Consider the following 26271-nt stretch of genomic DNA (forward strand, 5'->3'; position numbering starts at 1 on the left):
AGGGCGCACCCCCGCCGATATGCGAATGACCACAAACGGTCGTTAGTCGCCGTTCCCAATCTCGTCATGCCAGCGCAAGCTGGCATCTCGGTCGATGGCGTTCGACCTAGCCTCACAAGATCCCAGCTTGCCGCTGGGATGACGGAGAAAGGACAGCTGCACGTGATCGAAACCATGCCACCCTCGAACATGGAAACATCTTAGGCCATCGATCATTACATAAGCTGTGCCATCGACAGCCATTCGCGAATTTCACTATGATGCCGCCGAACATCGGCTGGACGTCCAGTTCATCAGCGGAAATCGTTACAGCTATTTCGATGTGCCGGAAAATCTGGCCGCAGAGATGACCAAAGCGACCTCGAAGGGCGGCTTTTTCAACCACCACATCCGCGACCGCTTTTCCTTCACTCGACGGTGACGGACTTCGCCAAATTCCTCGGCTGATCGACATCGGTCCCCTTCGCCACGGCGACATGATAGGCGAGTAGCTGCACCGGCACCGCATAGACCATCGGCGCGATCAGCGGGTGGACCTTGGGCATGGTGATCGTAGCGATGCAGCCCTCGCCCGCCGCCTTCACGCCGTCATAGTCGGAAATCAGCACCACCTTGCCGCCGCGCGCCTGCACTTCCTGCATGTTGCTGACGGTCTTTTCGAACAGCGGCCCGCTCGGAGCCAGAACGATTACCGGCACCTTGTCATCAATCAGCGCGATCGGCCCATGCTTCATCTCGCCGGCCGCATAGCCTTCGGCGTGGATATAGCTGATTTCCTTGAGCTTTAGCGCCCCTTCCAGCGCCAGCGGATAGTCCGGCCCCCGGCCCAGATACAGCACGTCGCGCGCGCCCGCGATCAGGTGCGCCATGCCCTCGATCGACTCGTCATAAGCCAGCGCGCCATTGAGCGCGGCGGGCGCTTCGGCAAGGTGACGGACCAGTTCCTTCTCCGCCTTCTCGTCAAGCCGCCCCTTGGCCCGCGCCAGGTTCGCCGCGAATGCCGCCAGCACCGCTAGCTGGCAGGTAAAGGCCTTGGTCGATGCGACACCGATTTCCGGACCCGCATGGGTCGGCAGCAGCAAGTCAGCCTCCCGCGCCATGGTGCTGGTGGGTACGTTGACGACCGCCGCGATCTTCTGCCCCTCGATACGGGCATGGCGGAGCGCGGCCAGCGTGTCGGCCGTTTCGCCCGATTGGCTGATGACGATCATCAACCCACCATCCTCCATTACGGGAGCGCGATAGCGGAACTCGCTCGCCACATCGATGTCGACGGGGACGCGGGCGAACTGCTCCACCCAATATTTGGCGACCATCCCGGCATAATAGCTGGTTCCGCACGCAACGATCGTAACGCGGCGGATCGCGCCCAGGTCAAAATCCGGAATGGGGAGCGATACCCGGTCCTCCATCCGCTGGAGATAGGATTTCAGCGTCTGTGCGACGACCACCGGCTGCTCGTAAATCTCCTTGAGCATATAGTGACGGTGATTGCCCTTGGAGATCAGCTCCCCGGTCACCCCTGAAATGGTGATCGGCCGCTCGACCGGGTTGTTGTCCTTGTCGAAAATCTCCGCACCCTCTGCGGTGATGACGACCCAGTCGCCCTCGTCCAGATAGGAAATGCGCTGCGTCAGCGGCGCCAGCGCCAGCGCGTCGGAACCCAGATAGGTCTCACCCTCGCCATAGCCCACGACCAGCGGCGACCCCAGCCGCGCGCCGATCAGCATGCCGGGATGGCTGCGGAACAGGATGGCCAGCGCAAAGGCACCATGGAGGCGCGGCAGCACCTCGCGCACTGCATCCTTCGGCGAAGCGCCCTGCTCCACCAACTCGCTCACCAGATGCGCGACCACCTCGGTATCCGTTTCGCTATCGAAACGACGCCCCCGGCTGGTCAGTTCCTCCCGCAGCGGCTTGAAATTTTCGATGATCCCATTGTGCACCAGCGCCACTTCATTGGTCGCATGCGGATGCGCGTTGCTCGTCGTCGGCGCCCCATGCGTCGCCCAGCGGGTATGCGCGATCCCGGTCGTCCCCGGCAGCGGATTACTCGCCAGTTCCTTCACGAGATTGGCGAGCTTCCCCTCCGCCCGCCGCCGCTCGATCGCGCCCTCATAAACGGTCGCGACCCCCGCGCTGTCATAGCCGCGATATTCGAGGCGCCTTAGCCCATCGACCAAACGCTCCGCCACATCGTCCTTACCGATGATCCCGATGATACCGCACATGAATCCTGAGCCTCAAAGCTATGCAAACAAACGACCAACCCGTTTCGCGCCCACCTATGCCATGATCGACGGAACTGCGACAGGGTAGACAGTCATTCTGGACGAATTGTAACCAACCAGACATCTGGCGGCGAAAGCAGTCTGATCGGCAGGCCACTGGTGCCGATCCCCGCCGACACGATCATGGATTTCGCATCGTCACGATAGACGCCGCAAGCATAGCGGGTGCCGAAGCGGGACGGCACATAGACAATCCCGGCAAAGGGCAGCGCCACCTGGCCACAATGCGTGTGCCCCACCATCGCCAGCAGCGGCCTGTCGGGCAGGGAGGGGAAAACATCTGGCCCGTGGGAAAGGACTATCTGAGCGCCGCCCATATCCTCCATCTCGTGCAACACGGCAGGGACATCCGGGCGGTCGGTGTAAATATCCCGCAACCCGCCAATCACCAGCGGCCCCCGGCGCACGGCCTGGTCGGTCAAAAGGGTGATCCCGATGCGCCGAAAAAGGGCGCGCCATTGGGTGCGGCTGATCTTCGCGTAACGGCGCGCGTCGTGATTGCCGAGTACCGCCAGCACGCCCATCGGCGCCCGAAGGGCTGAAAAAGGCGCGATACTCGCTTGCGGAGCATAAACCGCACCGCCCTTATGATCGCCGATATAGTCCCCGCCCAGCAGGATAAGATCAGGCTTCAGGCCGTTCACCTGACGTACGATCCGCGCCATCCTATCCGGACTGTTATCCGGTCCCGACAAATGAGAGTCGGTGATCAGGGCGACCGTCACTGGCCGCCGCGGCGCACCTTCCGGAAATGGTAGTACAATCTCCATCCGGCGCACTACCGGCGTGGCCCGCGCATTAGCGATAAGCCAGATGCAACAGCCTGCCGCGATCAGGCCCAGCATCAGCAGCGCCCAAAGGCACCCACCACGACCGGACGGGGACTTCACTTGGCCGCTTTGCGCGCCTGCATTCCAGCGCGGAACCGCGCCGCCCATCCGGGCTTACCCTCCTGCGCGGGCCGGACGAGGCAAAGAGCGTCCGCCTCCACCTCCTTAGTCACCACGCTCCCTGCGCCGACGATCGCGCCTGCCCCGATCTTGACCGGAGCGACCAGCGCACTGTTGGAGCCAATGAACGCCCCCGCGCCGATTTCCGTCTTATATTTGAAAAAGCCATCATAGTTGCAGGTGATCGTACCCGCGCCGACATTGGCGCCTGCCCCGATGGTGGCATCGCCAATATAGGACAGGTGATTGACCTTCGCGCCTTCGCCCAGTTCCGCCTTTTTGACTTCGACGAAATTGCCGACCTTAGCCTTTGCGCCAATTTGGGCTCCGGGACGCAGTCGCGCATAGGGGCCGATCTCGGCACCCTTGGAGATGGTTGCGCCCTCGATGTGCGAGAAAGCGCGGATGACCACATCATCGGCCACCGTCACGCCCGGCCCAAATACGACATTGGGCTCGACCAGGACATCGCGGCCAAGTTCGGTGTCATGCGCGAAGAATACGGTTTCCGGCGCCACCAGCGTCACGCCATCACGCATTGCCTCGCCACGCCTCCGGTCCTGCCAGGCAGCCTCGATCAACGCCTGCTCCGCACGGCTGTTCACGCCAGCCACTTCCCAAGCCTCGGTTTCGATGACGGCACTTTGGGCGCCGGGCAGCATGATGATGTCGGGCAGGTAATATTCGCCCGCCGCATTGTCGTTGCCGATCTTGTCGAGCAGGACGAAAAGATCGGTGGATCGCACAGCCATCAGGCCGGAGTTGCACAGCGTCACGGCTCGTTCCGCCGCGTCGGCATCCTTATATTCGACCATCTTATCGATGAGGCCCTGGCCACTGGTGATGATCCGCCCATAGGCGCCCGCGTCCTCGGGTCTGAAGCCCAGCACCACGGCGCGCAGGTCATCACCCAGGTTCAGCCGGTCCAGCATCGCCCGCATCGTTTCCGCCCGCACCAGCGGCACATCGCCATAGAGGATCAATATGTCACCCGCGAAACCGGCAAGCGCGTCATGGGCCTGAGCAACCGCGTGGCCTGTTCCCAACTGCTGCTCCTGCACGGCGATCACCGCGCCTGTTTCGGCGACAGCGGCTTCCACTTGCTCGCGGCCCGCGCCAACCACGACGACCTGCCGCTCGGGCTGAAGCTCAGCGACACTGGCCAGCAGGTGCAGCAACATTGGCCGACCCGCGACCGGATGGAGCACCTTGTGCTTGGCTGACTTCATACGCGTGCCCTGCCCGGCGGCAAGGATGATGACGGCGAGTGGGCGGGTGGCGGTCACGGCGGAACGCGTCCTCTTTTAGCAGGGAAGGTTATGAATCTGATCGCTCTCTGCCACGTTTGCCTTGCCTTTGCCACCGGAGAGGCCGCATGAGCCGCGCATGATCAGCATTCCCTTCGATATAGTGGGTTTCGACCTCGACGGCACCTTGCTCGACACGAGCGGCGACCTCGCCGCGGCAGTCAATTACGCGATCGCGACGGATGGCCGCCCGCCTTTTCCCGTCGATGCCATCCGCCCGTTCGTGGGCAAGGGCGCGAAAGTCATGCTGGAACGGGCGCTAACCGCATCGGGCGGCTATGATGACGCCCTGCTGGCTCGGATGCTGCCGACATTGCTCGATTATTATGAGCAGAATCTCGCCATCCATTCGGTCCCCTATCCCGGCCTCATGAACGCGATGGAGGCTTTGGACAAAGCGGGCGTCAAGCTTGCGATCTGCACGAACAAGGCTGAACGCTTCACTATTCCCCTGCTCCATCAGATCGGCCTTTCCGAACGTTTCGTCAGCGTCATTGGCGGCGACACCCTTGGCGTAGCGAAGCCGGACCCAGCGCCGATCCACGAGATGATCGCGCGCGCTGGCGGCGGTCGGACGATATTCCTCGGCGACACGATCAACGACATCGCGGGCGCACGTAACGCGGGAGTGCCAAGCATAGCGGTCAGCTTCGGCTTCCTCGACGGCCCCGTCGAACAACTGGAAGCAGACGCGGTCATAGATCATTTCGATGAACTGATGCCGCTTCTGGAAGGTTGGTCAGGCTGATCGTCGGCCGTTTGATCCATAGCGGATGAACATCTCGTCGATTTTGGAAGTATTTTTTAAACAAAGGCTTATACCGCCGCCCCACCGGCGGCTTCGTGCCTGCCGATCTTCCGGGTAACATCAGGTAAAGGCAGTCAGCATGGGAGAAAATTTCGCTTTCTTCCTGCCGATCATGATGGCCAGCTTTGGCATCGCGTTCCTGATCATCTGTAACTGGCATGTGCGGGCCGCTGCCTGGTGGAGCGCGGCCTTCTTCTGCGTCGCCGCGGGATTTGCGGCGCCCGTCGGTTTTGCCGCAATCCCGGATCCTGTCTGGAGCATCATCGCTGATCTGCTGTTCGCCACCGGGTTCCTGCTTTTCGGTCAAGCGCTGTTGCAACGCTGGCGGCCATCCTGGCTTCTGACGGCACGGCTGACGATCTGGGGCGGCTCGATCATGCTGTGCATCCTGGCCTATGCCATGGACAATCTGCCGCTCGAGCTGGTCGCCTCGGACTTTGGCTGCTTTCTCCTGATTGGACTTCCCCTTGTCGCGGCGAAGAATCATTTGCGTACAGGGGCCGATCGGACGTTGTTCGCCGCTGCATCTCTCGTCGCATTGGATAATTTCGTTCGGGGCACCACTGTCCCGCTTACGCTGTCGGAGAATGGCGACTTCCTCACCAGCGAATATGCCTTTCTGATGCAGGCGCTTGCCTGCATATTTGGTTTCTTTCTCGCGTTCGCCGCTCTTGCGACGCAGGTGATCGACATACTGGGTCGCTATCAGCGGGAAGCCATGGTCGATCCGTTATCCGGCCTCTTCAATCGCCGGGGATTCGATGATGCCATCCAGCGCAGGCAATCGGATGGGCTGCCCGCAGGAAGTCTCATTGTCTGTGACATCGACCATTTCAAGACCATCAACGACGAATATGGTCACGCATCCGGCGACCAGGTGATCAGGGCGCTTTCTCGTCTTCTCACCACAATGGCTCCGGATGGCGCAGTCGTGGCCCGCTTCGGTGGAGAGGAATTTGTCCTGTTCCTACCGGGGATCGATGCAGCGCATGCGGCGGAAATCGCGAACAAGCTGCGCGAAGGCTTCACCGCGACGATTGCAACGCAACTACGGCTCAGCCGTCCATTGACTGCTAGCTTTGGCCTATCGACCACTCAGCGCAGCGACACGTCAATCCACGACACCATCGCTCGCGCGGACGAGGCACTCTATGACGCGAAGGCGCGTGGTCGGAACCGCGTCTGCATCCGGCGCGTGCTATCCTCACCAACCATAGCGGCGGCATCCACGCCGCGCATCGCCAGCGCCTGAAAAGCAGAAGGGCCGCACAGCGGCGGCCCTTTCCAACTTCGCCAAAGGCGACGATCACATGTGGATCGGCTTGCCCATGACCGCCATTGCGGCTTCCTTGATCGCTTCGCTATGCGTCGGATGCGCGTGGCAGGTGTAGGCGATATCCTCGCTCGATGCCCCGAATTCCATCGCCTGTGCCGCTTGCGCGATCATCGTGCCAGCCACAGTCGCGATGATCCACACGCCCAGGACCCGGTCGGTTTCCGCATCGGCGATCACCTTCACAAAGCCATCAGGCTCATGATTGGTCTTCGCGCGGCTGTTCGCCATCATCGGGAACTTGCCGACCTTGACCGCACCGCGCTCCTTGGCGGCTTCCTCGGTGAGGCCGACGCCTGCAATCTCTGGCTTCGTGTAGACCACCGACGGGATCACTGCGTGGTTCACGATCCCGGTCAGCCCGGCAATATTCTCCGCAACGGCGATGCCCTCGTCTTCAGCCTTATGCGCGAGCATCGGGCCGGGGATCACATCGCCGATGGCCCAAACACCGGGGACCTTGGTCGCAAAGTCATGATCGGTTTCGATCTGCCCGCGCGCGTTGAGTTCAAGGCCGATCTTGTCAAGGCCCAATCCGTCAGTGTTCGGACGGCGGCCGATCGACACCAGCACGACATCGGCCTCGATCGCCTCCGAAGCCCCGCCTGCGGCAGACTCAACCGTCAGGCTGACGCCCTTCTTATGCGCCTTGGCGCCCGTGACCTTGGTGCCGAGCTTATATTCGAAGCCCTGCTTCTTGAAGATCTTGTTCGCTTCCTTGCGAACCTCGCCATCCATGCCCGGCAGGATTTGGTCGAGAAATTCGACGACCGTCACCTTCGAGCCCAGACGGCGCCAGACCGAACCCAGTTCCAGCCCGATGACGCCCCCGCCGATGACGACGAGGTGATCCGGAACCTTGTCCAGTTCCAGAGCGCCGGTTGAATCGACGATAAGGCCCTTGTCATTTTCCACTTCGACGCCAGGCAACGGCGTCACGGAGGAACCCGTCGCGATGATGATATTCTTCGCGGTCACGGCCTTGCCCGCAACATCGACCGTGTTCGCGCCAGTGAAGCTTGCACGCCCCTTCAACCAGTCGACCTTGTTCTTCTTGAACAGGAATTCGATGCCGCCCGTCAGGCCCTTCACGGCATCCTTGCGTTGACCTTGCATGGTATCCAGATCAAGGCTCATCTTGTCGATCTTGACGCCCAGCTTTGCGAGTGCGCCACCTGCGGCCTCCTCATAAAGCTCAGACGCGTGCAGCAGGGCCTTCGACGGAATGCAGCCGACATTCAAGCAGGTGCCGCCCAGCGTCTCACGGCTCTCGGCGCACGCAGTCTTGAGACCCAGTTGAGCCGCCCGGATGGCGGCGACATAGCCCCCCGGACCCGCGCCGATCACCAGGACGTCATAATCGAAGTCAGCCATCTCAATCTCCGTTCGCCCTTGTTCCGAGCCGCTTGTCTCGTCCCAACCTGTCAAAGGGCATTACTTTTTCTTTCGTCCCCCAGAAAGGACAGGGCTTCGACAGGCTCAGCCCGAACGGAATGAAAGGTTGATCTTACAGGTCGATCAGCAGACGGGTCGGATCCTCGATCGCGTTCTTGACCGCGACGAGGAAGGTCACCGCTTCACGACCATCAATCAGCCGATGGTCGTAGCTGAGCGCCAGATACATCATCGGACGGATGACGATCTGCCCATCGCGGACGACCGGACGGTCCTCGATGCGGTGCAGGCCCAGAACAGCCGACTGGGGCGGGTTGATGATGGGGCTCGACAGCAGCGAACCGAAGACGCCGCCATTGGAGATGGTGAAGGTGCCGCCCTTCATATCTTCCATGGTCAGCGTGCCTTCCTTGGCCTTCTTGCCAAAGCCGCCGATCGTCTTTTCGATGTCGGCGACGCTCAAGGATTCGGCGTTGCGGATCACCGGCACGACCAGGCCGTTCGGGGCCGACACGGCCACCGAGATATCGGCGAAGTCGTTATAGACGATCTCATCGCCTTCGATCTGCGCGTTGACGCCCGGAATGTCGCGCAGCGCCATGCAGACGGCCTTGGTGAAGAAGCCCATGAAGCCCAGACGGACACCATGCTTCTTCTCGAACAGGTCCTTATATTTCGCGCGCGCTTCGATGACATTTGTCATGTCGACGTCATTATAGGTGGTCAGCAGCGCCGCGTTATTCTGCGCTTCCTTCAGGCGTTTGGCGACCGTCTGGCGCAGGCGCGTCATCTTGACGCGCTCCTGACGACGGCTTGGACCTGCGGCAGGCGCCTCGGCAGCAGGCGCGGCAGCCGGTGCCGACGCCGTCGCCTTGGCCGTGCCCGCAGCCACGGCGGCCATCACATCATCCTTGGTCAGGCGGCCGTCCTTGCCGGTGCCCTTGATCTTGCTCGGGTCGAGTCCATGCTCCAGCACCAGGCGGCGAACGGCTGGAGACAGCGTCAAATTGCCGCCCTCATCCTCATCGGCAGGCGCCGAAGCCGCAGGAGCAGGCGCTGCCGTCTCAGCCTTGGCAGCCGGAGCAGAAGCCGGGGAAGCCGAAGGCGCCGCACCAGCAGCCGCGCCTTCGTTGATCATCGCCAGCAGCGCACCGACGTTCACCGTGTCGCCTTCCTTGGCGATGATGTCGCCCAAGGTTCCCGCGACCGGTGCGGGCACGTCCACCGCCACCTTGTCGGTTTCCAGGCTGACGATCGGCTCATCGGCCTTCACCGCCTCGCCGGGCTTCTTCAGCCACTGGCCAACGGTCGCTTCGGTAACGGATTCGCCCAGCGTGGGGACTTTGACTTCAGTTGCCATGAGCTGTGTCAGCCTTTCTTCTGGCGGCGGATTTCTTCACGAACGCTGTGACCCAGCGCATCGGCGACGAGGGCGCCCTGTTCGGCGACATGGCGCTTGGCCAGACCCGTGGCGGGCGAAGCGGCAGCCTTTCGTCCGGCATAGCGAGCGCGCATCGGCGCCTTCCCTGCCTGGGCCAGCGCTTCCTCGACATAGGGTTCAACGAAGAACCAGGCACCGTTATTGCGCGGTTCTTCCTGGCACCAGACCACCTCTTCCAGCTTCGTCATTCGCTTGATTCGCGTGGCCAATGCTTCCGTGGCGAAGGGGTAGATCTGCTCGATGCGCAGGATCTGCACGTCTTTATCACCTGCCGCGTCGCGCGCTTCCATAAGGTCATAGAAGACCTTGCCCGAGCACAGGACCAGCCGCTTCGTGTCAGCGTCTGCCGCTGCATGGGGATCGGACAGGATGCGCTTGAAATGCGTCTCCCCCACAAAGTCTTCGGCCTTGCTCACCGCCAGCTTGTGCCGCAGCAACGACTTCGGCGCCATGATGATAAGCGGCTTGCGGAAGGAACGCAGCATCTGACGACGCAGGACATGGAAATAATTGGCAGGCGTCGTGATGTTGGCGACCTGAATATTCCCTTCCGCGCACAGCTGCAGAAAGCGTTCCAGACGCGCCGAGCTATGCTCCGGCCCCTGCCCCTCATAGCCGTGAGGCAGTAGACAGACCAAACCGTTCGAACGCAGCCACTTCGTCTCCGACGAGGCGATATACTGATCGAACACGATTTGCGCGCCGTTGGCGAAGTCGCCGAATTGCGCTTCCCACAGCACCAGACTTTTGGGGTCAGCCAATGCGAAGCCATATTCAAAGCCAAGCACGCCATATTCGGACAGCGGCGAATCCAGCACCTCGAACCGGCCATGAGGCACGGTTGAAAGCGGGATATACTTCCTCTCGCTATCCTGATCGACCCAGACCGCATGACGCTGACTGAACGTGCCGCGTCCTGAATCCTGGCCCGACAAGCGGACGCCATAGCCTTCGGACAGGAGCGATCCGAAAGCGAGCGCCTCACCAGTAGCCCAGTCGAAATTCTGGCCCGACTTGAACATTTCCGCCTTGGCGTCGATCACGCGCTTGAGCGTCTTGTGGACATTCAAGCCTTCGGGAACGGTGCTCAGCGTTTTGCCCAGGCTGTCGAACAGCTTCTGGCTGATCGCGCTTTCGACATTCTGCCGCGATGTTTCGGCGTCGGCCGGCTTATGCAAGCCCGACCAGCGACCGGCAAACCAGTCGGCCTTATTGGCCTTGTAGCTCTTGGCCGCCTCAAACTCTTCTTCCAGATGATTGACGAAATCGCCCGTCACCTTGTTTACGAAATCATCGTCAACCACGCCTTCCGCCTTCAGCCGCGCCGAATAGACGTCGCTGACGGGGGGATGCTGGCGAATCTTCGCGTACATCTGCGGCTGCGTAAAGCTCGGTTCGTCCCCCTCATTGTGGCCGAAGCGGCGATAGCACCACATGTCGATCACGATGTCGCGATGGAAGGTCTGGCGATATTCGATCGCCAGCTTGCAGGCGAAAGTCACAGCTTCCGGATCATCGCCATTGACATGCAGGATCGGCGCCTGAACGCCCTTTGCCACGTCGCTGGGATAGGGCGAACCACGCGAGAATTGCGGGCTCGTCGTGAAGCCGATCTGATTGTTGACGATGAAATGGATACAGCCGCCAGTATTGTAACCGGACACGCCGGAGAAGCCGAGGCATTCCCAAACGATGCCCTGACCCGCAAAGGCCGCGTCGCCGTGGATCAACACCGGCAGGACCTGCTCATGCTTTTCCAGATCATCGCGGAAGGTCTGCTGCGCGCGGACTTTACCCAAAACCACCGGGTCGACTGTTTCGAGGTGCGAAGGGTTGGGCACCAGCGACATATGCACCTTGATGCCGTCAAATTCGCGGTCGGTGGAGGTGCCGAGATGATATTTCACGTCTCCCGATCCGCCGACATCCTCGGGGTTCGCAGTGCCGCCCGAAAATTCGTGGAAGATGACGCGGAAGCCCTTGGCCATCACATTGGCGAGCACGTTCAGACGGCCGCGATGGGCCATGCCGTATACGATCTCGCGCACGCCCAGCGCGCCGCCATGTTTGATGATGGCTTCGAGCGCGGGAATCATGGACTCGCCGCCATCCAGGCCGAAACGCTTGGTGCCGACATATTTGCGGCCCAGGAACTTTTCGTACTGCTCCCCCTGGATTACCTTGGACAGGATTGCCTTCTTGCCTTCGGGCGTGAAGTGAATCTCCTTGTCCTTGCCTTCCAGCCGGTCCTGAAGGAACACGCGTTCCTCGACATCGGCGATGTGCATATATTCCAGGCCGACATTGCCGCAATAATTGGCACGCAGGATCGCGACGATCTCGCCTACCGTGGCATATTGCAGGCCCAGAGTACCGCCGAGATAGATCTTTTTATCAACGTCGTTAAGGCCGTGATATTCGGGCGTCAGGTCGGCAGGCAGTTCACGTTGGACGAGGCCCAACGGATCGAGATTGGCCGCAAGATGGCCGCGCACGCGATAGGTGCGGATCAGCAACTGGGCACGGATCGCATCGTCAGCGGCGCTGACTGCGTCGGCGTCGGAGACTGACTTGCCCGCAGCCTTGGCGGCAGCCTTCACCGCCACCTGCATCTGTGTCGGATCGAGCGCGCCGGTCAGATCATCAGTGTCCGCCAGAGGCCAATTGGGGCGTGCCCAGCTCGGCCCGCGTTCCGTTTCAAAGTCCTGGTTCTCGTAACCCATGCCTTAAGTCCCATGCCGACCGCGTGCAGTCGCGAAGCGGGGTATCAAAGACGGCCGGGGTGCAGCCCGGCCACCTTGTCTGCCTTTGCTTAGCCCTTCAGGACTTCGACAAGCGTCGAGCCCAGTTCGGACGGGCTGGCGGCAACCTTGATCCCGGCCGCTTCCATCGCCGCGATCTTGCTTTCCGCGTCGCCCTTGCCGCCCGACACGATCGCACCGGCATGGCCCATGCGGCGGCCCGGAGGCGCCGTACGACCAGCGATGAAACCAGCCATCGGCTTCTTGCGGCCCTTCTTGGCTTCGTCGATCAGGAACTGAGCCGCCTGTTCTTCCGCGTCGCCGCCGATTTCGCCGATCATGATGATCGATTCGGTCGCGTCATCGGCCAGGAAGAGCTCCAACACGTCGATGAAGTTGGTGCCGTTGACCGGATCGCCGCCGATGCCGACAGCCGTGGTCTGGCCCAAGCCCGCATTGGTGGTCTGGAACACGGCTTCATAGGTCAGCGTGCCAGAACGCGATACGACGCCGACAGAACCCTTGGAGAAGATCGAACCGGGCATGATGCCGATCTTGCATTCATTGGGGGTCAGGACGCCGGGGCAGTTCGGACCGATCAGACGCGACTTCGAACCCGACAGGGCACGCTTCACGCGAACCATGTCCAGCACCGGAATACCTTCCGTGATGCAGACGATCAGCGGGATTTCCGCATCGATCGCTTCCAGGATCGAATCGGCTGCGAATGGCGGCGGCACGTAGATGACCGAAGCGTCGGCGCCGGTCTTCGTCTTGGCTTCGGCAACCGTATCGAACATGGGCAGGCCGATATGGGTCGTGCCACCCTTGCCCGGCGTAACGCCGCCGACCATTTGCGTGCCGTAGGCCAGCGCCTGTTCGGTGTGGAAGGTGCCGGTAGCGCCGGTCATACCCTGCGTAATGACCTTGGTGTTCTTGTTCACCAGAATGGACATGTCAGTCCCTTTGCATTCTGTGGAGGTGGCACTTCAAGTGAAGGCGTCATACCCCAGGCTGCTCACTCACCTGGGGTATGTCGGTGCAGCTTGTCAGATCAGGCGAGCGAAGGGTCGATGCCCTTGCAGGCTTCCAGCAGTTCCTTGACCGCGTCCACCGATACCTGAAGGTTCGCCTTGGCTTCCTCGTCCAATTCGATCTCGATGACCTGCTCGACGCCGTCCTTGCCGATGATTACGGGCACGCCGACGTAGAGGTTATCGACGCCATACTGGCCGGTCAGGTTCGCGGCGCAGGGCAGCAGGCGCTTCTGATCGAACAGATAGGCCTCAGCCATCGCGATGCCGCTGGTAGCGGGCGCGTAGAAAGCGGAACCAGTCTTGAGCAGGCCGACGATCTCACCGCCACCCGAACGGGTACGCTGAACGATGGCGTCGATGCGCTCCTTGGTCGAACGGCCCTGCTTGATGAGGTCGGGGATCGGAATACCGGCGACGGTCGAATATTCGACGACCGGAACCATGGTGTCGCCATGACCGCCGAGAACGAAGCTGGTCACTTCCTTCACCGATACCTGGAATTCTTCGGCCAGGAAGTGGCTGAAGCGCGCGGAGTCGAGAACGCCCGCCATGCCGACGACCTTGTTGTGCGGCAGGCCGGAGAATTCGCGCAGCGCCCAAACCATCGCGTCGAGCGGGTTTGTGATGCAGATGACAAAGGCGTTGGGGGCATTGTTCTTGATGCCCTCGCCCACGGACTTCATGACCTTTAGGTTGATGCCCAGAAGATCGTCGCGGCTCATGCCCGGCTTGCGGGCGACACCGGCGGTAACGATGATGACGTCGGCGTCCTTGATGTCGGCATAGTCGTTCGTGCCGATGATCTTCGAGTCGAAACCTTCGACCGGGCCGCACTGCGACAGGTCGAGCGCCTTGCCCTGAGGAACGCCTTCGACCACGTCGAAGAGGACGATGTCGCCCAGGCCCTTGAGAGCGGCGAGATGCGCGAGCGTACCACCGATATTGCCAGCGCCGATCAGCGCGATCTTCTTACGGGCCATATGCAATCATCCTCCAAGCACGGAAATTGGGATTGCCCGCCCGCTTAAGCCGATCTCATTAATGATTCAACCAACTAAACGGAGTTTGGGACATTTATCTTTGCAATTCATTCGCAGTTGCATTAATCGCCTTTTCGCCTCTGTTTGTTACGCGCTTCTACCCTGGCGCTGACTTGTCCCGCAGCGGCCACCTGCCGGGCGCTTCCTCTCAGAAGGAAGCGTCCGGGCCATTTTCAATAGGATGAATGAGTGCCCCACCGCGCCGAACGGCGCTATTTCGGGCCGTGCCCGAGGGCGAGATAGTCGTCCGACTGCATTTCCATCAGGCGGGACACCGTGCGTTCGAATTCAAACGCTCCGTCGCCGCGAGGATAGAGCTGCGCGGGCTCCGCATCGGCCGAGGCGAGCAGCTTGACCTTATATTCGTACAAGGCGTCGATCAGCGTGACGAAGCGGGCGGCTTCGTTGCGGTTCTCAGGCCCCAGCACCGGGATGCCGACGAGGATGACGGTATGAAAGCGCCGCGCGATCGCCAGATAGTCAGGCGCGCCGCGCGCCTCAGCGCACAGGCGCTTGAAGGAAAAGACTGCCACGCCCTTCAGGCTCTTCGGCACGTGCAAGGTCCGCCCACCCTGCACCTTTATGTCCTCCACAGGAACCTTTGCCCGATCTTCCACCGGATAGTCGGTGAGGCGGAAGAACGCCTCGGACAGCGCCTTGGTCGCCTCCGGCCCGTTGGGCGAATGCCAAAGCTGCGCGTCACCCAAACGGTCGAGCCGGTAGTCGGTCGGTCCATCCAGGGTCAGGACGTCCAGACGATCCTTGATGAGGTCGATGAACGGCAGGAAAAGCTGACGATTGAGGCCGTCCTTATAGAGTTCATCCGGCGCGCGGTTGGAGGTCGTGACGATCGTCACCCGCTTGTCCAGCAGCCCGGTGAACAGACGCGACATGATGGCAGCGTCCGCCATATTATTCACGACCGTTTCGTCAAAGCAGAGCAGCCGCGCCTCTTCGGCGAGCGAGTCCACGACCGGAGGGATAGGATCGCCCTTCTCCGCTTTGCGAACCTCGGCAAGCCGTGCATGGACGTCGAGCATGAATTCATGGAAATGGGCGCGCTTCTTGCGCTTGACCTGCACGGTGTCGAAGAACAGGTCCATCAACATCGACTTGCCCCGGCCGACACCCCCCCACATGTAGAGGCCGCGTGGCGGCTCAGGCGCCTTTCGCAGCAATTTCCACAAGGTCGACCCGCGAGGAGGAGCCGCTTCCAATTCCAGCTGAAGCGCGTTCAACCGTGCTGCGGCGGCCTGCTGATCCGGATCGGGACGCAATTCCCCGGCCGCGACGAGCGCGCGATAACGCTCGATAACGCTGGTCATTTGGGAACCGGGACCTTTCGCACCGTGGCGGTCGAGGACGCGACCAGCCCGTCATCCTGATGCAGGGTCAGCCGCATGAAGAACAAGCGCCCGGTTTCCTGCAAGACCTCGACATCGGCGCGCAGCGGCTGGCCCACTTTGCCGGAGCCGCAATATTGCATGGAAAGATCGACAGTGACGGCAGCAGCCTGCTCGGGACGTCCCATGGCCGCCAGCGCCGCAAAATAAGCATGGTCGGCAAAGGCCGCGAGAAAACCGCCATGCAGCGCGCCGTTGCGATTGGCGTGCGACGGACGGGTTTCCAGCATCACAGTGGCGCGGCGATCACCGGCACCTTGCGAATAGCTGGGGCCAACGGATGTGCCAAGGAAGGTCTCCGGAGCTGGATCCCTCCAACGCAACCAGTCAGCCCACGGACCTTCCAGCACCAGGCTTACAGGACCAGCATTATCGCCCACTGGATTAAAGCTGCCGTTCGACCATCATCTTCTTGGTCTCCGCGATCGCCTTGGCAGGGCTGAGGCCCTTGGGGCAGACATTCGCGCAGTTCATGATGGTGTGGCAGCGATAGAGGCGGAAGGGATCTTCCAGCTCATCAAGGCGCTCGCCGGTATATTCGTCACGGCTGTCAGCCAGCCAGCGATAGGCCTGGAGCAGGATCGCCGGGCCAAGGAACTTGTCGGAGTTCCACCAGTAGCTCGGGCAGCTGGTCGAGCAGCAGGCGCACAGGATGCACTCATACAGACCGTCGAGCTTTTCGCGGTCGGCGGGCGACTGGAGCCGCTCCTTGCCGCTCGGCGCGGGGCTGACGGTTTGCAGCCACGGCTTGATCGAATTGTACTGCGCATAGAAATGCGTGAAATCGGGGACGAGATCCTTGATCACGTCCATGTGGGGCAGCGGCGTGACGCGCACTTCCTTGCCCGCGCACTCCTCGATCGAGGTGGTGCAGGCGAGGCCGTTCTTGCCATTCATGTTCATCGAACAGGAACCGCAAATGCCTTCGCGGCAGGAACGGCGGAAGGTCAGCGTCGGATCATATTCATTCTTGATCTTCAGCAATGCGTCCAAAACCATCGGACCGCAATTGTCGAGGTCAATCTCAAACGTGTCATAGCGCGGATTCTGACCCGAGTCGGGATCGTAGCGATAGACCTTGAAGCTCTTGACGTTGCTCGCACCGTCAGGGGCCTTGTGGGTCACGCCCTTACCGGAAATCTTGCTGTTCTTGGGCAGGGTGAATTCGGCCATGGTTTAAGATGTCCTCCGTCCGCGCCGATAATTATATGGGGGCGCGCGCCAGAGGCCCTTAGCGCCTCGTTTCGCCATTTGCTACCCATCAAAGCAGCAAAAGCATGAAGCGAGTTTTAGTGGTTAGAGCAGAGAGTGGTACATCTGAATCCCTCGACCCGTTCGGGCTGAGCTTGTCGAAGCCTCGTCCTTCCTCTCTGAAAAAGTAGAGCCCTTCGACAGGCTCAGGGCGAACGGTGTTCGAGGTGGTGCAGATTTGCAGAGCCAAGCTTTACGCTTCGCCGCTCAATATCTGTTCGATAAGCACGACATCCTCAACCTTGTCCGCGTCGATGCAGGCTTCCGCTTTGCGCATGGGCACCAGCCGGGCGACGAGGCCAAAGCGACGGCCGATGCGCGCTATGCCGCCATGGAGTGTCGAGAGGCGCAGCACAGCGCCGAGCAAGGCGATCGGCCCGAATGCCGAAAGGATCTTCCAACCCTTTTTGCGGTCCTGCTCCACCTCTTGCCAGAGGGCGATGACGGCGCGCGCCTTGGCGCTGCCGAACCAGAAGAGGTTGGCGCCGGACCACCAGCCGTCCCTGAATTTGAGCCAGGTCCGCCGCGACGAGGGATAGCGGGCGAGCAAGGTCGCCCGTTCGACCATCGCCACCGCAATGTCGGCCCCTTCTGCCTCGGCCACAAATTGGTCGAGCATGTCGGCGTCGAGCAGAACATGATCCGCCGTGGTGACGAGCAGCGGAAAAGGGAGGTCTGGCCGTTCCAGGAGGCCCAGCAATGTGGACGCTATTCCGCTGCCGCTCTGTTCGAAGCGGACGCGCGGGTCTTCGCCGAGCCAGGCTGTGGCGGGGTCGGCGCGATATAGCTCCGGCGTCTGGGTGAGAATGACGACTTGTCCGACCGACGGATGCGCGAGCAGCGCCCGCGCGGGATAATTGATCATCGGATCGCCCCCCACCGGCGCGAGAGGCTTGACCGCGACCCCGGCCGCCTGCGCCAGAGGATCGGAACCGGGGCGCGATCCGGCGAGTAGCAGGGCGGTGATTTGGGTCATGGAGGCGGGTTAGCGAAGCAGCCCAATTACGGGAAGCAGCTAAATGCTCTACAGGTTGGGCGCCGCAGCCTGCGGCTTGTTTTGCGCGACGGTGACCGGCACGCCGACACGCAGGCTCTTCAACTGCCTCAGCCGGTTCCGGAAGGCCGCCAGTTCTCCCCCGGCAAGCTGAGCCGTCGTGGTGAATTTGACCGAAAGCGGGTTCACCGTTCGGCCGCTACGGTACAGTTCGTAATGGAGATGCGGGCCAGTCGAAAGGCCGCTTGAACCGACATAGCCGATGACCTGTCCCTGACGGACGCGCTGTCCATAGCGCGCGGCGATGCGGCTCATATGGGCATAGCCGGTGGCAAGGCCGTTGCCATGTTCCAGCCGGACATAATTGCCATGACCGCCATGACGTCCCGAATAGGACACGACGCCATCGGTCGCCGCATAGATGGGCGAGCCATAGGCCGCGGCAAAGTCAATGCCCGCATGCATGCGCGTATAGCCGAGGATGGGGTGGCGGCGCATACCAAAGCCAGAGGACATGCGGCCCTGCACCGGCGCGGACAGCACCCCGCGCCGTTCCCCGACGCCGGATGCCTCGAACCATTGGCTGCGGCCGTCGGTGGTCCATTTGAGCATGTCGATGCCCCGGCCGCTGGCACGGTGCAGGCCGGCGAACAGCAGGTCGCCTACTTCGACATCCCCGGTCGCTGCCCGGCGATATTCGGTGATGATGTCGTAGCGGTCTCCGCTGTGGATCGAACCCAGATCGACCTGCTGTGCAATGACACGCAGGAAGCTCTGAATCGCTTTGGGCGGTGCGCCAGCCGCACGCGCGGATTGATAGATGCTGTCGCCGATTACGCCCTGAATACGGAGCGGCGTGTCATCGACATGGATAGCCGTACGCTGCACTTGCAGCAGCCCGCCCACGCGATTGATCTCCAGCGCGAGGTCGAGCCGTGCGCGGAAGGCGAGATGGTCGAGCGGCCGGGGCATGTCGCGGCTGGCGCGGCGGCCAAGCACGATGTCGAGCGGCGTGCCCGGCTTCAGGCCCTTGGCTATATCGCCGCTGGCGAGCGCCATGACCTGAGCGGCGTCCGCATTGCTGACCCCTGCCCTCGCCAAGGCCCGGCCAAGCGAATCACTTCCACCTATCTGTGCGCGCAATTCGATCTGCGGACGTTCGGGCGTTTCGCGCAGGGGCTGGACGGCATCGGTCGGCCCCATGCGCCGTCCGCTGTCCGCGCCCATGGCGAGCGGCGTGATCATCTGGCTGCGCACTTCCTCGAACTGCGGCTGAGCGAGCAACGGCTCCGGCGCGCCGGGCAGAGGCTGAAAGCCGGGGGAGAGATACAGCGCCGATGCGCAAAGCCCAAAACAGGTAGCAAGGCCGCGGAACCACGTACGGCTGCCCACTCGCTGGCCAAGATCGGGAACCAGTTCGACCTCATCCGCCCAGTCACGCAGGCGGGTGCGCCAGTCACGCGCATCGGCGGTCGTAAACGACCCCTTGCCGATGGCGTCAGTCACCCAAAGGGAAGCGGATGCGCCCCCCTGCTGAGGACTGAACTGGCTACCGTGAAACACTTGAAAAGCCCCCCACGGGCTAAAAATTCGCCCGACCCCCGCCGCGCGTTCATGGGCATTGTTGTGAACGCATAGGGTTAAAGTCAAATAAAGACGGATTTTTTAACCATATTCACGCGACGAAACGTGCCCTTCAGCCGTTGAACAACTGAAGTTGCATAGCCCACAGGAGAATCGCCCCACTTCCCCTTGCTCTCGCTGCGCTCATCCCCGACATAGAGAGGATCATGGCTCAATTTGCCCGATCGCCCGTCACAGCCGTGCTGGGTCCCACCAATACCGGCAAGACGCATTTGGCCGTCGAGCGCATGTGCGGTCATTCCAGCGGGATGATGGGCTTTCCGCTTCGATTGCTGGCGCGCGAAGTGTACGACCGGGTTGTCGCCATCAAAGGTCCGGGTCAGGTCGCGTTGATCACGGGGGAAGAGAAGATCATCCCTCCGGGCGCGCTTTATTATCTCTGCACGGCCGAATCGATGCCGATCGGCGTAGGCCGGGAGGCCGGAGCCGCAACCAACGGCCTTGGCGACTATGCCTTTGTCGCGCTGGACGAGGCGCAGCTGGGTTCCGATCCGGAGCGCGGGCACATCTTTACCGACCGATTGCTGCGGGCGCGTGGTCGGGAGGAGACCATGATCCTGGGGTCGGCCAGCATCGGCCGGGTGGTGAAAGCACTGGTGCCGGGCGTGGAAATCGTCAGCCGCCCGCGCTTTTCCACGCTGTCCTATGGCGGGGCAAAGAAGCTGTCGCGCCTGCCGAAGCGATCGGCTGTCGTCGCCTTCTCGGCGGAGGAAGTCTATGCCGTGGCGGAGATGCTGCGGCGTTTCAGGGGCGGCGCTGCCGTCGTGATGGGCGCGCTGTCCCCTCGCACCCGCAATGCGCAGGTACAGATGTTCCTGAACGGCGAGGTCGATTATCTGGTCGCTACCGATGCGATTGGCATGGGACTCAATCTGGACGTGGCGCATGTCGCCTTCGCTTCGTTGCGCAAGTTCGACGGACGGCGGACGCGGCGGCTGACCGTGTCGGAAATGGCCCAGATCGCCGGTCGGGCCGGGCGGCATCATAAGGACGGCACCTTCGGTAGCCTTGGTCATGAAGATGGCGACGCTGCCTTCACGCCCGAAGAAATAGAGGCGATCGAAGCGCATCGCTTCCCGCCAGTCGAGCAACTCTTCTGGCGCGAAGGCCAGCCGCGCATGGACAGCATCAGTCGGCTCATCATGGAGCTGGAGACGCGGCCCGACCGTGACGAATTGCGCGCGGCACCCGAAGCGGTGGACCTGGCGGTGCTCCGGCGGCTGTCCGACGATCCGCTGGTCATCGACCGGGTAAAGGGGGAGAAGGCCGTCGAAAGGCTGTGGGCCGCATGCGGACTGCCCGATTTTCAGAAGCTGGGCGCGGAACATCATGCGCGCACCGTGGGCCGTATCTGGCGGTTCCTGTCCGAAGGTAACGGCCATATCCCGCGCGACTGGTTCGCTCAACAGCTGGTACGGCTCGATTCGGTTCAGGGCGATATCGACACATTATCGGGCCGGATCGCCGCCGCCCGCACCTGGTCCTATATCGCGCACCGTCCCGACTGGCTGGCGCATCCTGCGGAGATGGCGGAGCGGACGCGCGCGCTGGAAGAAAGGCTTTCCGACGCCCTGCATACCGCGCTGACGCAGCGTTTTGTCGATCGCCGCACCGCTGTACTGTTGCGCGACATGGGGCAGGAAGCCAGCAATCTTCCGGTCGATGTGGAGCCGGACGGGACGGTCTGCGTCGATGGTGAGACGATCGGGCGACTTGACGGATTTCGTTTCTCGGTCGATCCGGCTACGCGGCATCAGGATAGAAAGATGCTGCTGGCGGCTGCGGAACGCCGTCTTGGAAGGATATTACGAGTGAAGGCTGACGAATTGCTGGGCGCGCCCGACACTGATTTCGTGCTGATGGACGAGCCGGGACAGGCGCCGGGTATCGGTTGGCAGGGCAATGCCGTGGCGGCGTTGCTCATCGGCCCATCGCTGCTGGCGCCGGAAATCCGGCTTGATCGCGGCCTTCTGGCGCTTGGCCAGGATGTGCAGAAGCAGGTGCTCACGCGCCTCACAAGCTGGGTTGAGGCGCAAAAGGAAAAGCATCTTCTGCCCCTCGTGAAGATGGCAGCCAGCGCAGCCGATCCGGCAGTTCCTGCGGTCGCACGAGCCGTGTTCGCTCAACTGGCCGACGCTGGCGGAGTGATGACAAGGATCGATCTCGATTCGGCGCTGAACCATCTGGACAAGGACCAACGCCACCTTCTGCGTCGTGCGGGCATCGATATCGGGGTGCTCGACATCTATCATCCAGGACTTCTGAAGCCCGGAGCGGCACGATGGCGCGCGGCGCTGCTGGCGGCGCGCATCGCCAAACCATGCCTTCCCCTGCCCCTGCCCGGCCTGACGCTCATCCCCACGGGCGAAAAGACGGAACAGATGGGTGCCCGGATCGCTGGCTTCCGCGGCTTCGACGATCAGATGCTGCGAATCGACATGGCGGAGCGCATGGCCCGCGCCGCCCATGAAGCGATCGCGAAGGGCGAGGCCTTCACCGCCCAAAGCCCGCAGATCGTCTCGCTTGGCCTCAACGAACCCGCTTTCCTGCAATTGATGCGCCTCGCTGGATTCCGCCCTGTCGAGGCAGCCACAGAAGGCGGCGCGAACTGGACCTTCCGCGGTCGGCAGAAGGCACGGCCGGATCAGCAGCACGCCCGTGGACCTAACCGGCACAGCGCTCCTGCGCGTGGCGCACCTTCCCGCCCCGCTTCGACCGGCGCGTCGGCGCCAGTGAGCAACAATGCCTTTGCAGGCCTGGCGGAGCTTCTTGGCCGCAATGGCTGAAGGCGCGCCCCTCGGTAATCATGGACCGAGCCTGCGCATCGACAAATTCCTGTGGTTCGCCCGGCTCGCCAAAAGCCGGTCGGTGGCGCAGAAATTAGCTGAAGAGGGTCATATCCGTCTGAATGGCCGCCGCATCGAGCGCGCCCATTCGCCCGTGCGCGCGGGCGATCTCATCACATTTCCCCACCCCAGCGGGGTACGCGTGGTCCGCGTCGTGGAACTTCCGGGACGCAGGGGACCAGCGCCAGAAGCTCAGACATGCTATGAGGAACTGAAGCTGGGCGATTAGGGAGACAAAAATATCCTCATTGACCTTCGCGCCCACCGAGCATAGCAGGGCCGCCGCTGTCGAACCCCTATTGAGTGCTGATCCATGACCTATGTCGTGACCGACAACTGCATCCGCTGCAAATATATGGATTGCGTCGAGGTCTGCCCCGTCGATTGTTTCTACGAGGGTGAGAACATGCTGGTCATCAATCCCAATGAATGCATCGATTGCGGCGTGTGCGAACCTGAATGCCCTGCCGAAGCCATTCTGCCCGATACGGAAAATGGTTTGGAGAAGTGGCTGGAGCTCAACACCAAATTCTCGGCTGAATGGCCCAACATCACCGTCAAGGGCGACGCCCCTGCCGACGCTGACGAGATGAAGGGCGTCGAGAACAAGCTGGAGAAATTCTTCTCACCCGAACCCGGCTCTGGCAGCTGATCGGGCGCTTTGGCAACGAGCCGGACGGTGTGTCCAAAGGCTGAAGGTCCATCGTTTCCGATCATCATATTGATGCCAGATCGTCACTGACGAACTACCCCTAGAGTCTTTCCGATGTTGAATGAATCGTTGGGGATTTCCAGACGGTTGGAAGTGTGATTCAAGGTGGCCACTGGTGAGGAGGCCAGCATGGATGAGGCCATTATCACAGGATTTGCGGGTTCGGTTTTGTCGGGCTCTGGATCGAGGCATGTCGGCGCGGGGGGCTGCGCGGTTGCTGGAGGTGAGCCCGGCCACGGGGGTTCGCTGGGCGCAGTCATGGCGAACGCGCGGGTCTGTTGAGCCGGGCAAGGTCGGCGGTCACATGCTCCCGTTGCTGGCGCGTGAGCGCGAGTGGTTGCTTGCGCGGATCGAGCAGAAGAAGGACCTGACGCTGCACGAGTTGCTGGCCCAGCTGCGTGAAGAGCGTGGTGTGGTGGTCTGCTGCGACACGCTGTGGCGGTTCATGGGCCGCTTGGGCAAGACGTTTAAAAAAAGACGCTCTTCGCCAAGGAACAGGACCGGCCCGACGTCATCCGACGCCGCAACCGCTGGCGCTGGGTCCAGCGCTGGGTAGATCCCAAGCGCATGGTCTTCATCGACGAGACCTGGGCGAAGACCAACATGACCCGCACCCATGGCTGGCATCACCGGGGCGAGCCGCTGATCGACAAGGTGCCGCATGGCCACTGGAAGACGCTGACCTTCATCGCTGGCCTCAGGCATGATGGCATCGTGGCCCCTTGCGTCCTCGATGGCCCGATAAACGGCGAGAGCTTCACCGCGTGGGTCGAGCAGTTCCTGATCCCCGCGCTGGAACCCGGCAGCATCATCGTGGTCGACAATCTCGGCAGCCACAAAGGCAGCCGCGTGCGCAAATTGCTCAAGGCGGCGGGCATCAGGCTGTTCTTCCTGCCGCCCTACTCGCCCGACCTGAACCCCATCGAGGAGATGTTCTCCAAGCTCAAGCGTCTGCTCCGCAAGGCCAACGAACGCACCGTCGAGGCAACATGGCGACGCATCGGAAAACTGCTCGACCACTTCCCGCCCGCAGAATGCGCCAATTACATCCGTGGAGCCGGATATGCCTCAATCTAAGTCAGAAAGACTCTAGCGTTTCGGCATGAGGCTCACTCCCGGATTTTGCGTCTGGGGGTGGCAATTTTGTTACGAATCTGCTAAATAAGGGTCAAGAGGCGGAAACGGTCGCATTCCGTCCTGGAGTATTTGCTCATGTCCTGACGGTGGCGCCGTGGAATCCTCGGCTTGTGCTACTCTGCGCATCTGTGACGCGGCGATATCCGTCTCCGGTAGAATTAGAAAGGTTTCAAATGGCTGCCAAGGCGCTGTCCTTTGACGTTGGTGATTATGTTGTTTACCCCAAGCACGGTGTTGGCCGGGTGGTCGAGCTGCAAAAGGAGCAGATCGCGGGCATGGAATTGGAGCTTTATGTGCTCCGGTTCGAAAAGGAGCGCATGACGCTCCGCGTGCCGACCAACAAGGCCGAAGGAGTCGGCATGCGCAAGCTGTCGTCGAACAAGACCCTGGAAGAGGCGATCGAAACGCTGAAGGGCAAGCCGAAGGTCAAGCGCACCATGTGGTCGCGCCGCGCGCAGGAATATGAAGCGAAGATCAACTCCGGCGACTTGGTGTCGATCGCCGAGGTGACCCGCGACCTGTTCCGCGCCGACGACCAGCCGGAGCAGAGCTATTCCGAACGGCAGATTTTCGAAGCTGCTTCCAGCCGTCTCGCTCGCGAACTCGCCGCGATGGAAGAAACGGATGAGCCCAGCGCTCTCAAGAAGATCCTGCGCATCCTGAACGAAGCCGCACCAAAATATGTCAAGGTGGAAGGCTGATCTGAATTCAACCGAGCCGACAACGGCAGGTGAATATAGTTAGAGGGCGTCCCGACCGGGGCGCCCTTTCTTTTGCCCGCTGAAGCTTCGAGCTTTAAATCTGCCCCACCTTGTTTTACCGTTCGCCCTGAGCCTGTCGAAGGGCTCTACTTCTTTTTAGAAAGTAGAGGGCTTCGACAAGCTCAGCCCGAACGGGGTTGAGGGATTCGGATAAAAGGCACGCCGCTCTAATAGAGCTGTTCGGCTTATTCACCCTTCGCGCTGTCGGCTGCATCCTTGGCGGCGCTACCTACATCACTCGCTGCCTGACCGACCTGGGTAGCAGCGCCTTCCACGGCGCTATCCTTGCGCGTCTGGCTACTGATCAGGAAAAAGGCGGCAATCGCCACCACCACTACCAGCAGCAGCACCGCAATCGCCGTGCCGCCACCGCCGCGCCGTTCAACTATAGTAGTCGTCGTCGCTGGACGCTCCTGATAATCGGCCATGAATATCCTCCTCATCGTTACGCCACCCGCACGAATAATGCGCGATGGCGGAGGCGGTTCCTGCATCACGCTCGGCCTGCGCGACGACAATCTATTTTTCTCGCGCAGAGGCCGCAGAAGGCGCAGAGAAAATCTGCATTCACGCGGAGGCTGTGCCGCCGCCGCTCGAACCACGGAACCAACTCGGATCGCTTCCACGACACTGGCTGAAGGCACCAAAAAAGCTGATGCGGATGTCGACGCCTATCGCGGGACAAACGCGCCTTTTGCTCGATCCTTGACGACCTGATCCGCCCGAAACACCGATCCGCTCATGCTGATGTAGATACCAGGATCGGCAATTTGAGCCGTCGCGAACGCCATGCCGAGGTTGAAGCTGGCGTCGCTCTCGCCGAAGCGTGCAGGGGCGAGCGCACCGACAAGGACGATCGTCTTGCCCGTTACATCCTCAAGAGCCTTGGCCGTGTCCGTCATGGTATCCGTGCCATGGGTGATGACAATATGGCTTTCCGGTGCTGTAATCACCCGCTCGCGGATCAGCGCCCGGTCGGCAGCATCCAGTTCCAGACTATCCTTGCGCGTCACCTCTTCTATGCGAAAGGGACGCTTCACCCCGCCAATCTGCAACAATTTCGCTACGACGCTTTCACCAACCTTATAGTCCGACAAGGCATCGAAATAGATTTTGTCGATCGTCCCGCCCGTGGTGAGAACCAGGATCGGCGTATTCACAGCCAGCATGGCGAACTCCC

Annotated in this window: 23 protein-coding genes; 8 read left to right on the top strand and 15 right to left on the bottom strand. The window is 61.6% G+C overall.

The window, feature by feature from the left end; all coding sequences use genetic code 11:
• The first annotated feature begins 226 nt into the window (after positions 1–226).
• Positions 227–421 (top strand): KTSC domain-containing protein, encoded by a 195-nt coding sequence (locus ACZ5YV_RS06530; protein WP_464789083.1) that lies wholly within the window; start codon positions 227–229, stop codon positions 419–421.
• Here the strand turns inward: ACZ5YV_RS06530 and glmS are convergent.
• The 3 genes from glmS to glmU form a co-directional block, all read right to left on the bottom strand.
• Positions 408–2231: a glutamine--fructose-6-phosphate transaminase (isomerizing) gene (gene glmS, locus ACZ5YV_RS06535; RefSeq protein ID WP_464789084.1), complete on the bottom strand. Its 1824-nt coding sequence runs from the start codon at positions 2229–2231 to the stop codon at positions 408–410. The two genes, ACZ5YV_RS06530 and glmS, sit on opposite strands and share 14 nt — an antisense overlap.
• 92 nt (positions 2232–2323) lie before the next feature.
• The gene (locus tag ACZ5YV_RS06540) at positions 2324–3136 is read right to left on the bottom strand and encodes a metallophosphoesterase (protein WP_464789167.1); all 813 of its coding nucleotides are present in this window, start codon (positions 3134–3136) and stop codon (positions 2324–2326) included.
• A 41-nt stretch (positions 3137–3177) separates the two neighbouring features.
• Complete coding sequence (gene glmU, locus ACZ5YV_RS06545; protein WP_464789168.1) at positions 3178–4470, bottom strand: bifunctional UDP-N-acetylglucosamine diphosphorylase/glucosamine-1-phosphate N-acetyltransferase GlmU; 1293 nt, start codon at positions 4468–4470, stop codon at positions 3178–3180.
• Positions 4471–4627: 157 nt separating this feature from the next.
• Here glmU and ACZ5YV_RS06550 point away from each other — a divergent pair, with 157 nt between their 5' ends.
• A complete protein-coding gene (locus ACZ5YV_RS06550) occupies positions 4628–5296 on the top strand; it encodes an HAD family hydrolase (protein WP_464789085.1) in 669 nt (222 codons plus the stop codon).
• A 139-nt stretch (positions 5297–5435) separates the two neighbouring features.
• Positions 5436–6608, top strand: coding sequence for a GGDEF domain-containing protein (locus ACZ5YV_RS06555; RefSeq protein WP_464789086.1), 1173 nt, complete (start codon positions 5436–5438; stop codon positions 6606–6608).
• Between the two features lie 54 nt (positions 6609–6662).
• Here ACZ5YV_RS06555 and lpdA read toward each other — a convergent pair whose 3' ends face one another.
• From lpdA to ACZ5YV_RS06605, 10 genes are all read right to left on the bottom strand, one after another.
• The gene (gene lpdA, locus ACZ5YV_RS06560; protein ID WP_464789087.1) at positions 6663–8063 is read right to left on the bottom strand and encodes a dihydrolipoyl dehydrogenase; all 1401 of its coding nucleotides are present in this window, start codon (positions 8061–8063) and stop codon (positions 6663–6665) included.
• 133 nt (positions 8064–8196) lie between these two features.
• Positions 8197–9444 (bottom strand): 2-oxoglutarate dehydrogenase complex dihydrolipoyllysine-residue succinyltransferase, encoded by a 1248-nt coding sequence (gene odhB / locus ACZ5YV_RS06565; RefSeq protein WP_464789088.1) that lies wholly within the window; start codon positions 9442–9444, stop codon positions 8197–8199.
• An 8-nt stretch (positions 9445–9452) separates the two neighbouring features.
• Positions 9453–12248 (bottom strand): 2-oxoglutarate dehydrogenase E1 component, encoded by a 2796-nt coding sequence (locus ACZ5YV_RS06570; RefSeq protein WP_464789089.1) that lies wholly within the window; start codon positions 12246–12248, stop codon positions 9453–9455.
• 89 nt (positions 12249–12337) lie between these two features.
• Positions 12338–13222, bottom strand: a complete 885-nt coding sequence (gene sucD, locus ACZ5YV_RS06575; RefSeq protein WP_464772547.1) for a succinate--CoA ligase subunit alpha — start codon at positions 13220–13222, stop codon at positions 12338–12340.
• Positions 13223–13320: 98 nt separating this feature from the next.
• The gene (mdh, locus tag ACZ5YV_RS06580; RefSeq protein WP_464789090.1) at positions 13321–14283 is read right to left on the bottom strand and encodes a malate dehydrogenase; all 963 of its coding nucleotides are present in this window, start codon (positions 14281–14283) and stop codon (positions 13321–13323) included.
• A gap of 272 nt (positions 14284–14555) precedes the next feature.
• Positions 14556–15668, bottom strand: a complete 1113-nt coding sequence (gene zapE, locus ACZ5YV_RS06585; protein ID WP_464789091.1) for a cell division protein ZapE — start codon at positions 15666–15668, stop codon at positions 14556–14558.
• Entirely contained in the window at positions 15665–16126 is a 462-nt protein-coding gene (locus tag ACZ5YV_RS06590) for a PaaI family thioesterase (RefSeq protein ID WP_464789092.1), read from the bottom strand. Before ACZ5YV_RS06590 ends, zapE begins: the two co-directional genes overlap by 4 nt.
• A 4-nt stretch (positions 16127–16130) precedes the next feature.
• Positions 16131–16919: a succinate dehydrogenase iron-sulfur subunit gene (locus ACZ5YV_RS06595; RefSeq protein WP_449473346.1), complete on the bottom strand. Its 789-nt coding sequence runs from the start codon at positions 16917–16919 to the stop codon at positions 16131–16133.
• 271 nt (positions 16920–17190) lie between these two features.
• Entirely contained in the window at positions 17191–17973 is a 783-nt protein-coding gene (locus ACZ5YV_RS06600; RefSeq protein ID WP_464789093.1) for a nucleotidyltransferase family protein, read from the bottom strand.
• 48 nt (positions 17974–18021) lie between these two features.
• Positions 18022–19554, bottom strand: a complete 1533-nt coding sequence (locus tag ACZ5YV_RS06605) for a peptidoglycan DD-metalloendopeptidase family protein (RefSeq protein WP_464789094.1) — start codon at positions 19552–19554, stop codon at positions 18022–18024.
• 227 nt (positions 19555–19781) lie between these two features.
• Between ACZ5YV_RS06605 and ACZ5YV_RS06610 the strand changes: the two genes are divergently transcribed.
• The 5 genes from ACZ5YV_RS06610 to ACZ5YV_RS06630 all read left to right on the top strand — a co-directional run bounded on the left by ACZ5YV_RS06610 (position 19782) and on the right by ACZ5YV_RS06630 (position 25031).
• Positions 19782–22421, top strand: coding sequence for a helicase-related protein (locus ACZ5YV_RS06610; protein ID WP_464789095.1), 2640 nt, complete (start codon positions 19782–19784; stop codon positions 22419–22421).
• Positions 22414–22710, top strand: a complete 297-nt coding sequence (locus tag ACZ5YV_RS06615) for an RNA-binding S4 domain-containing protein (RefSeq protein ID WP_449473352.1) — start codon at positions 22414–22416, stop codon at positions 22708–22710. The genes ACZ5YV_RS06610 and ACZ5YV_RS06615 overlap by 8 nt, the downstream gene beginning before the upstream one ends.
• An 84-nt stretch (positions 22711–22794) precedes the next feature.
• On the top strand, positions 22795–23133 hold the full coding sequence (gene fdxA / locus ACZ5YV_RS06620; protein ID WP_196224094.1) for a ferredoxin FdxA: 339 nt from the start codon (positions 22795–22797) through the stop codon (positions 23131–23133).
• 193 nt (positions 23134–23326) lie between these two features.
• Positions 23327–24270, top strand: a protein-coding gene (locus ACZ5YV_RS06625; RefSeq protein ID WP_464786945.1) for an IS630 family transposase whose coding sequence is annotated in 2 segments (ribosomal slippage) — positions 23327–23662 and positions 23665–24270 — 942 coding nt in all. Because the reading frame shifts where the segments join, the coding sequence is not laid out codon by codon here.
• Between the two features lie 233 nt (positions 24271–24503).
• A complete protein-coding gene (locus tag ACZ5YV_RS06630; protein ID WP_464789096.1) occupies positions 24504–25031 on the top strand; it encodes a CarD family transcriptional regulator in 528 nt (175 codons plus the stop codon).
• Positions 25032–25276: 245 nt separating this feature from the next.
• On the opposite strand, the gene ACZ5YV_RS06635 is transcribed toward ACZ5YV_RS06630, so the two are convergent.
• Both ACZ5YV_RS06635 and ACZ5YV_RS06640 read right to left on the bottom strand, forming a co-directional pair.
• The gene (locus ACZ5YV_RS06635; RefSeq protein WP_464789097.1) at positions 25277–25519 is read right to left on the bottom strand and encodes a hypothetical protein; all 243 of its coding nucleotides are present in this window, start codon (positions 25517–25519) and stop codon (positions 25277–25279) included.
• A 243-nt stretch (positions 25520–25762) separates the two neighbouring features.
• A complete protein-coding gene (locus ACZ5YV_RS06640; RefSeq protein ID WP_464789098.1) occupies positions 25763–26260 on the bottom strand; it encodes an asparaginase domain-containing protein in 498 nt (165 codons plus the stop codon).
• Positions 26261–26271: the final 11 nt, after the last annotated feature.

This window comes from Sphingobium sp. TomTYG46, assembly GCF_055396345.1.

Bases quoted from the DNA above. Each gene is read 5' to 3' on its own strand.
- ACZ5YV_RS06610 (WP_464789095.1), top strand. From the start codon at position 19,782: ATGGCTCAATTTGCCCGATCGCCCGTCACAGCCGTGCTGGGTCCCACC.
- fdxA (WP_196224094.1), top strand. From the start codon at position 22,795: ATGACCTATGTCGTGACCGACAACTGCATCCGCTGCAAATATATGGAT.
- ACZ5YV_RS06555 (WP_464789086.1), top strand. From the start codon at position 5,436: ATGGGAGAAAATTTCGCTTTCTTCCTGCCGATCATGATGGCCAGCTTT.
- sucD (WP_464772547.1), bottom strand. From the start codon at position 13,222: ATGTCCATTCTGGTGAACAAGAACACCAAGGTCATTACGCAGGGTATG.
- ACZ5YV_RS06615 (WP_449473352.1), top strand. From the start codon at position 22,414: ATGGCTGAAGGCGCGCCCCTCGGTAATCATGGACCGAGCCTGCGCATC.
- ACZ5YV_RS06550 (WP_464789085.1), top strand. From the start codon at position 4,628: ATGATCAGCATTCCCTTCGATATAGTGGGTTTCGACCTCGACGGCACC.
- ACZ5YV_RS06640 (WP_464789098.1), bottom strand. From the start codon at position 26,260: ATGCTGGCTGTGAATACGCCGATCCTGGTTCTCACCACGGGCGGGACG.
- odhB (WP_464789088.1), bottom strand. From the start codon at position 9,444: ATGGCAACTGAAGTCAAAGTCCCCACGCTGGGCGAATCCGTTACCGAA.
- glmU (WP_464789168.1), bottom strand. From the start codon at position 4,470: ATGAAGTCAGCCAAGCACAAGGTGCTCCATCCGGTCGCGGGTCGGCCA.
- ACZ5YV_RS06595 (WP_449473346.1), bottom strand. From the start codon at position 16,919: ATGGCCGAATTCACCCTGCCCAAGAACAGCAAGATTTCCGGTAAGGGC.
- ACZ5YV_RS06600 (WP_464789093.1), bottom strand. From the start codon at position 17,973: ATGACCCAAATCACCGCCCTGCTACTCGCCGGATCGCGCCCCGGTTCC.
- zapE (WP_464789091.1), bottom strand. From the start codon at position 15,668: ATGACCAGCGTTATCGAGCGTTATCGCGCGCTCGTCGCGGCCGGGGAA.
- ACZ5YV_RS06540 (WP_464789167.1), bottom strand. From the start codon at position 3,136: ATGCTGGGCCTGATCGCGGCAGGCTGTTGCATCTGGCTTATCGCTAAT.
- mdh (WP_464789090.1), bottom strand. From the start codon at position 14,283: ATGGCCCGTAAGAAGATCGCGCTGATCGGCGCTGGCAATATCGGTGGT.
- ACZ5YV_RS06635 (WP_464789097.1), bottom strand. From the start codon at position 25,519: ATGGCCGATTATCAGGAGCGTCCAGCGACGACGACTACTATAGTTGAA.
- lpdA (WP_464789087.1), bottom strand. From the start codon at position 8,063: ATGGCTGACTTCGATTATGACGTCCTGGTGATCGGCGCGGGTCCGGGG.
- glmS (WP_464789084.1), bottom strand. From the start codon at position 2,231: ATGTGCGGTATCATCGGGATCATCGGTAAGGACGATGTGGCGGAGCGT.
- ACZ5YV_RS06570 (WP_464789089.1), bottom strand. From the start codon at position 12,248: ATGGGTTACGAGAACCAGGACTTTGAAACGGAACGCGGGCCGAGCTGG.
- ACZ5YV_RS06630 (WP_464789096.1), top strand. From the start codon at position 24,504: ATGGCTGCCAAGGCGCTGTCCTTTGACGTTGGTGATTATGTTGTTTAC.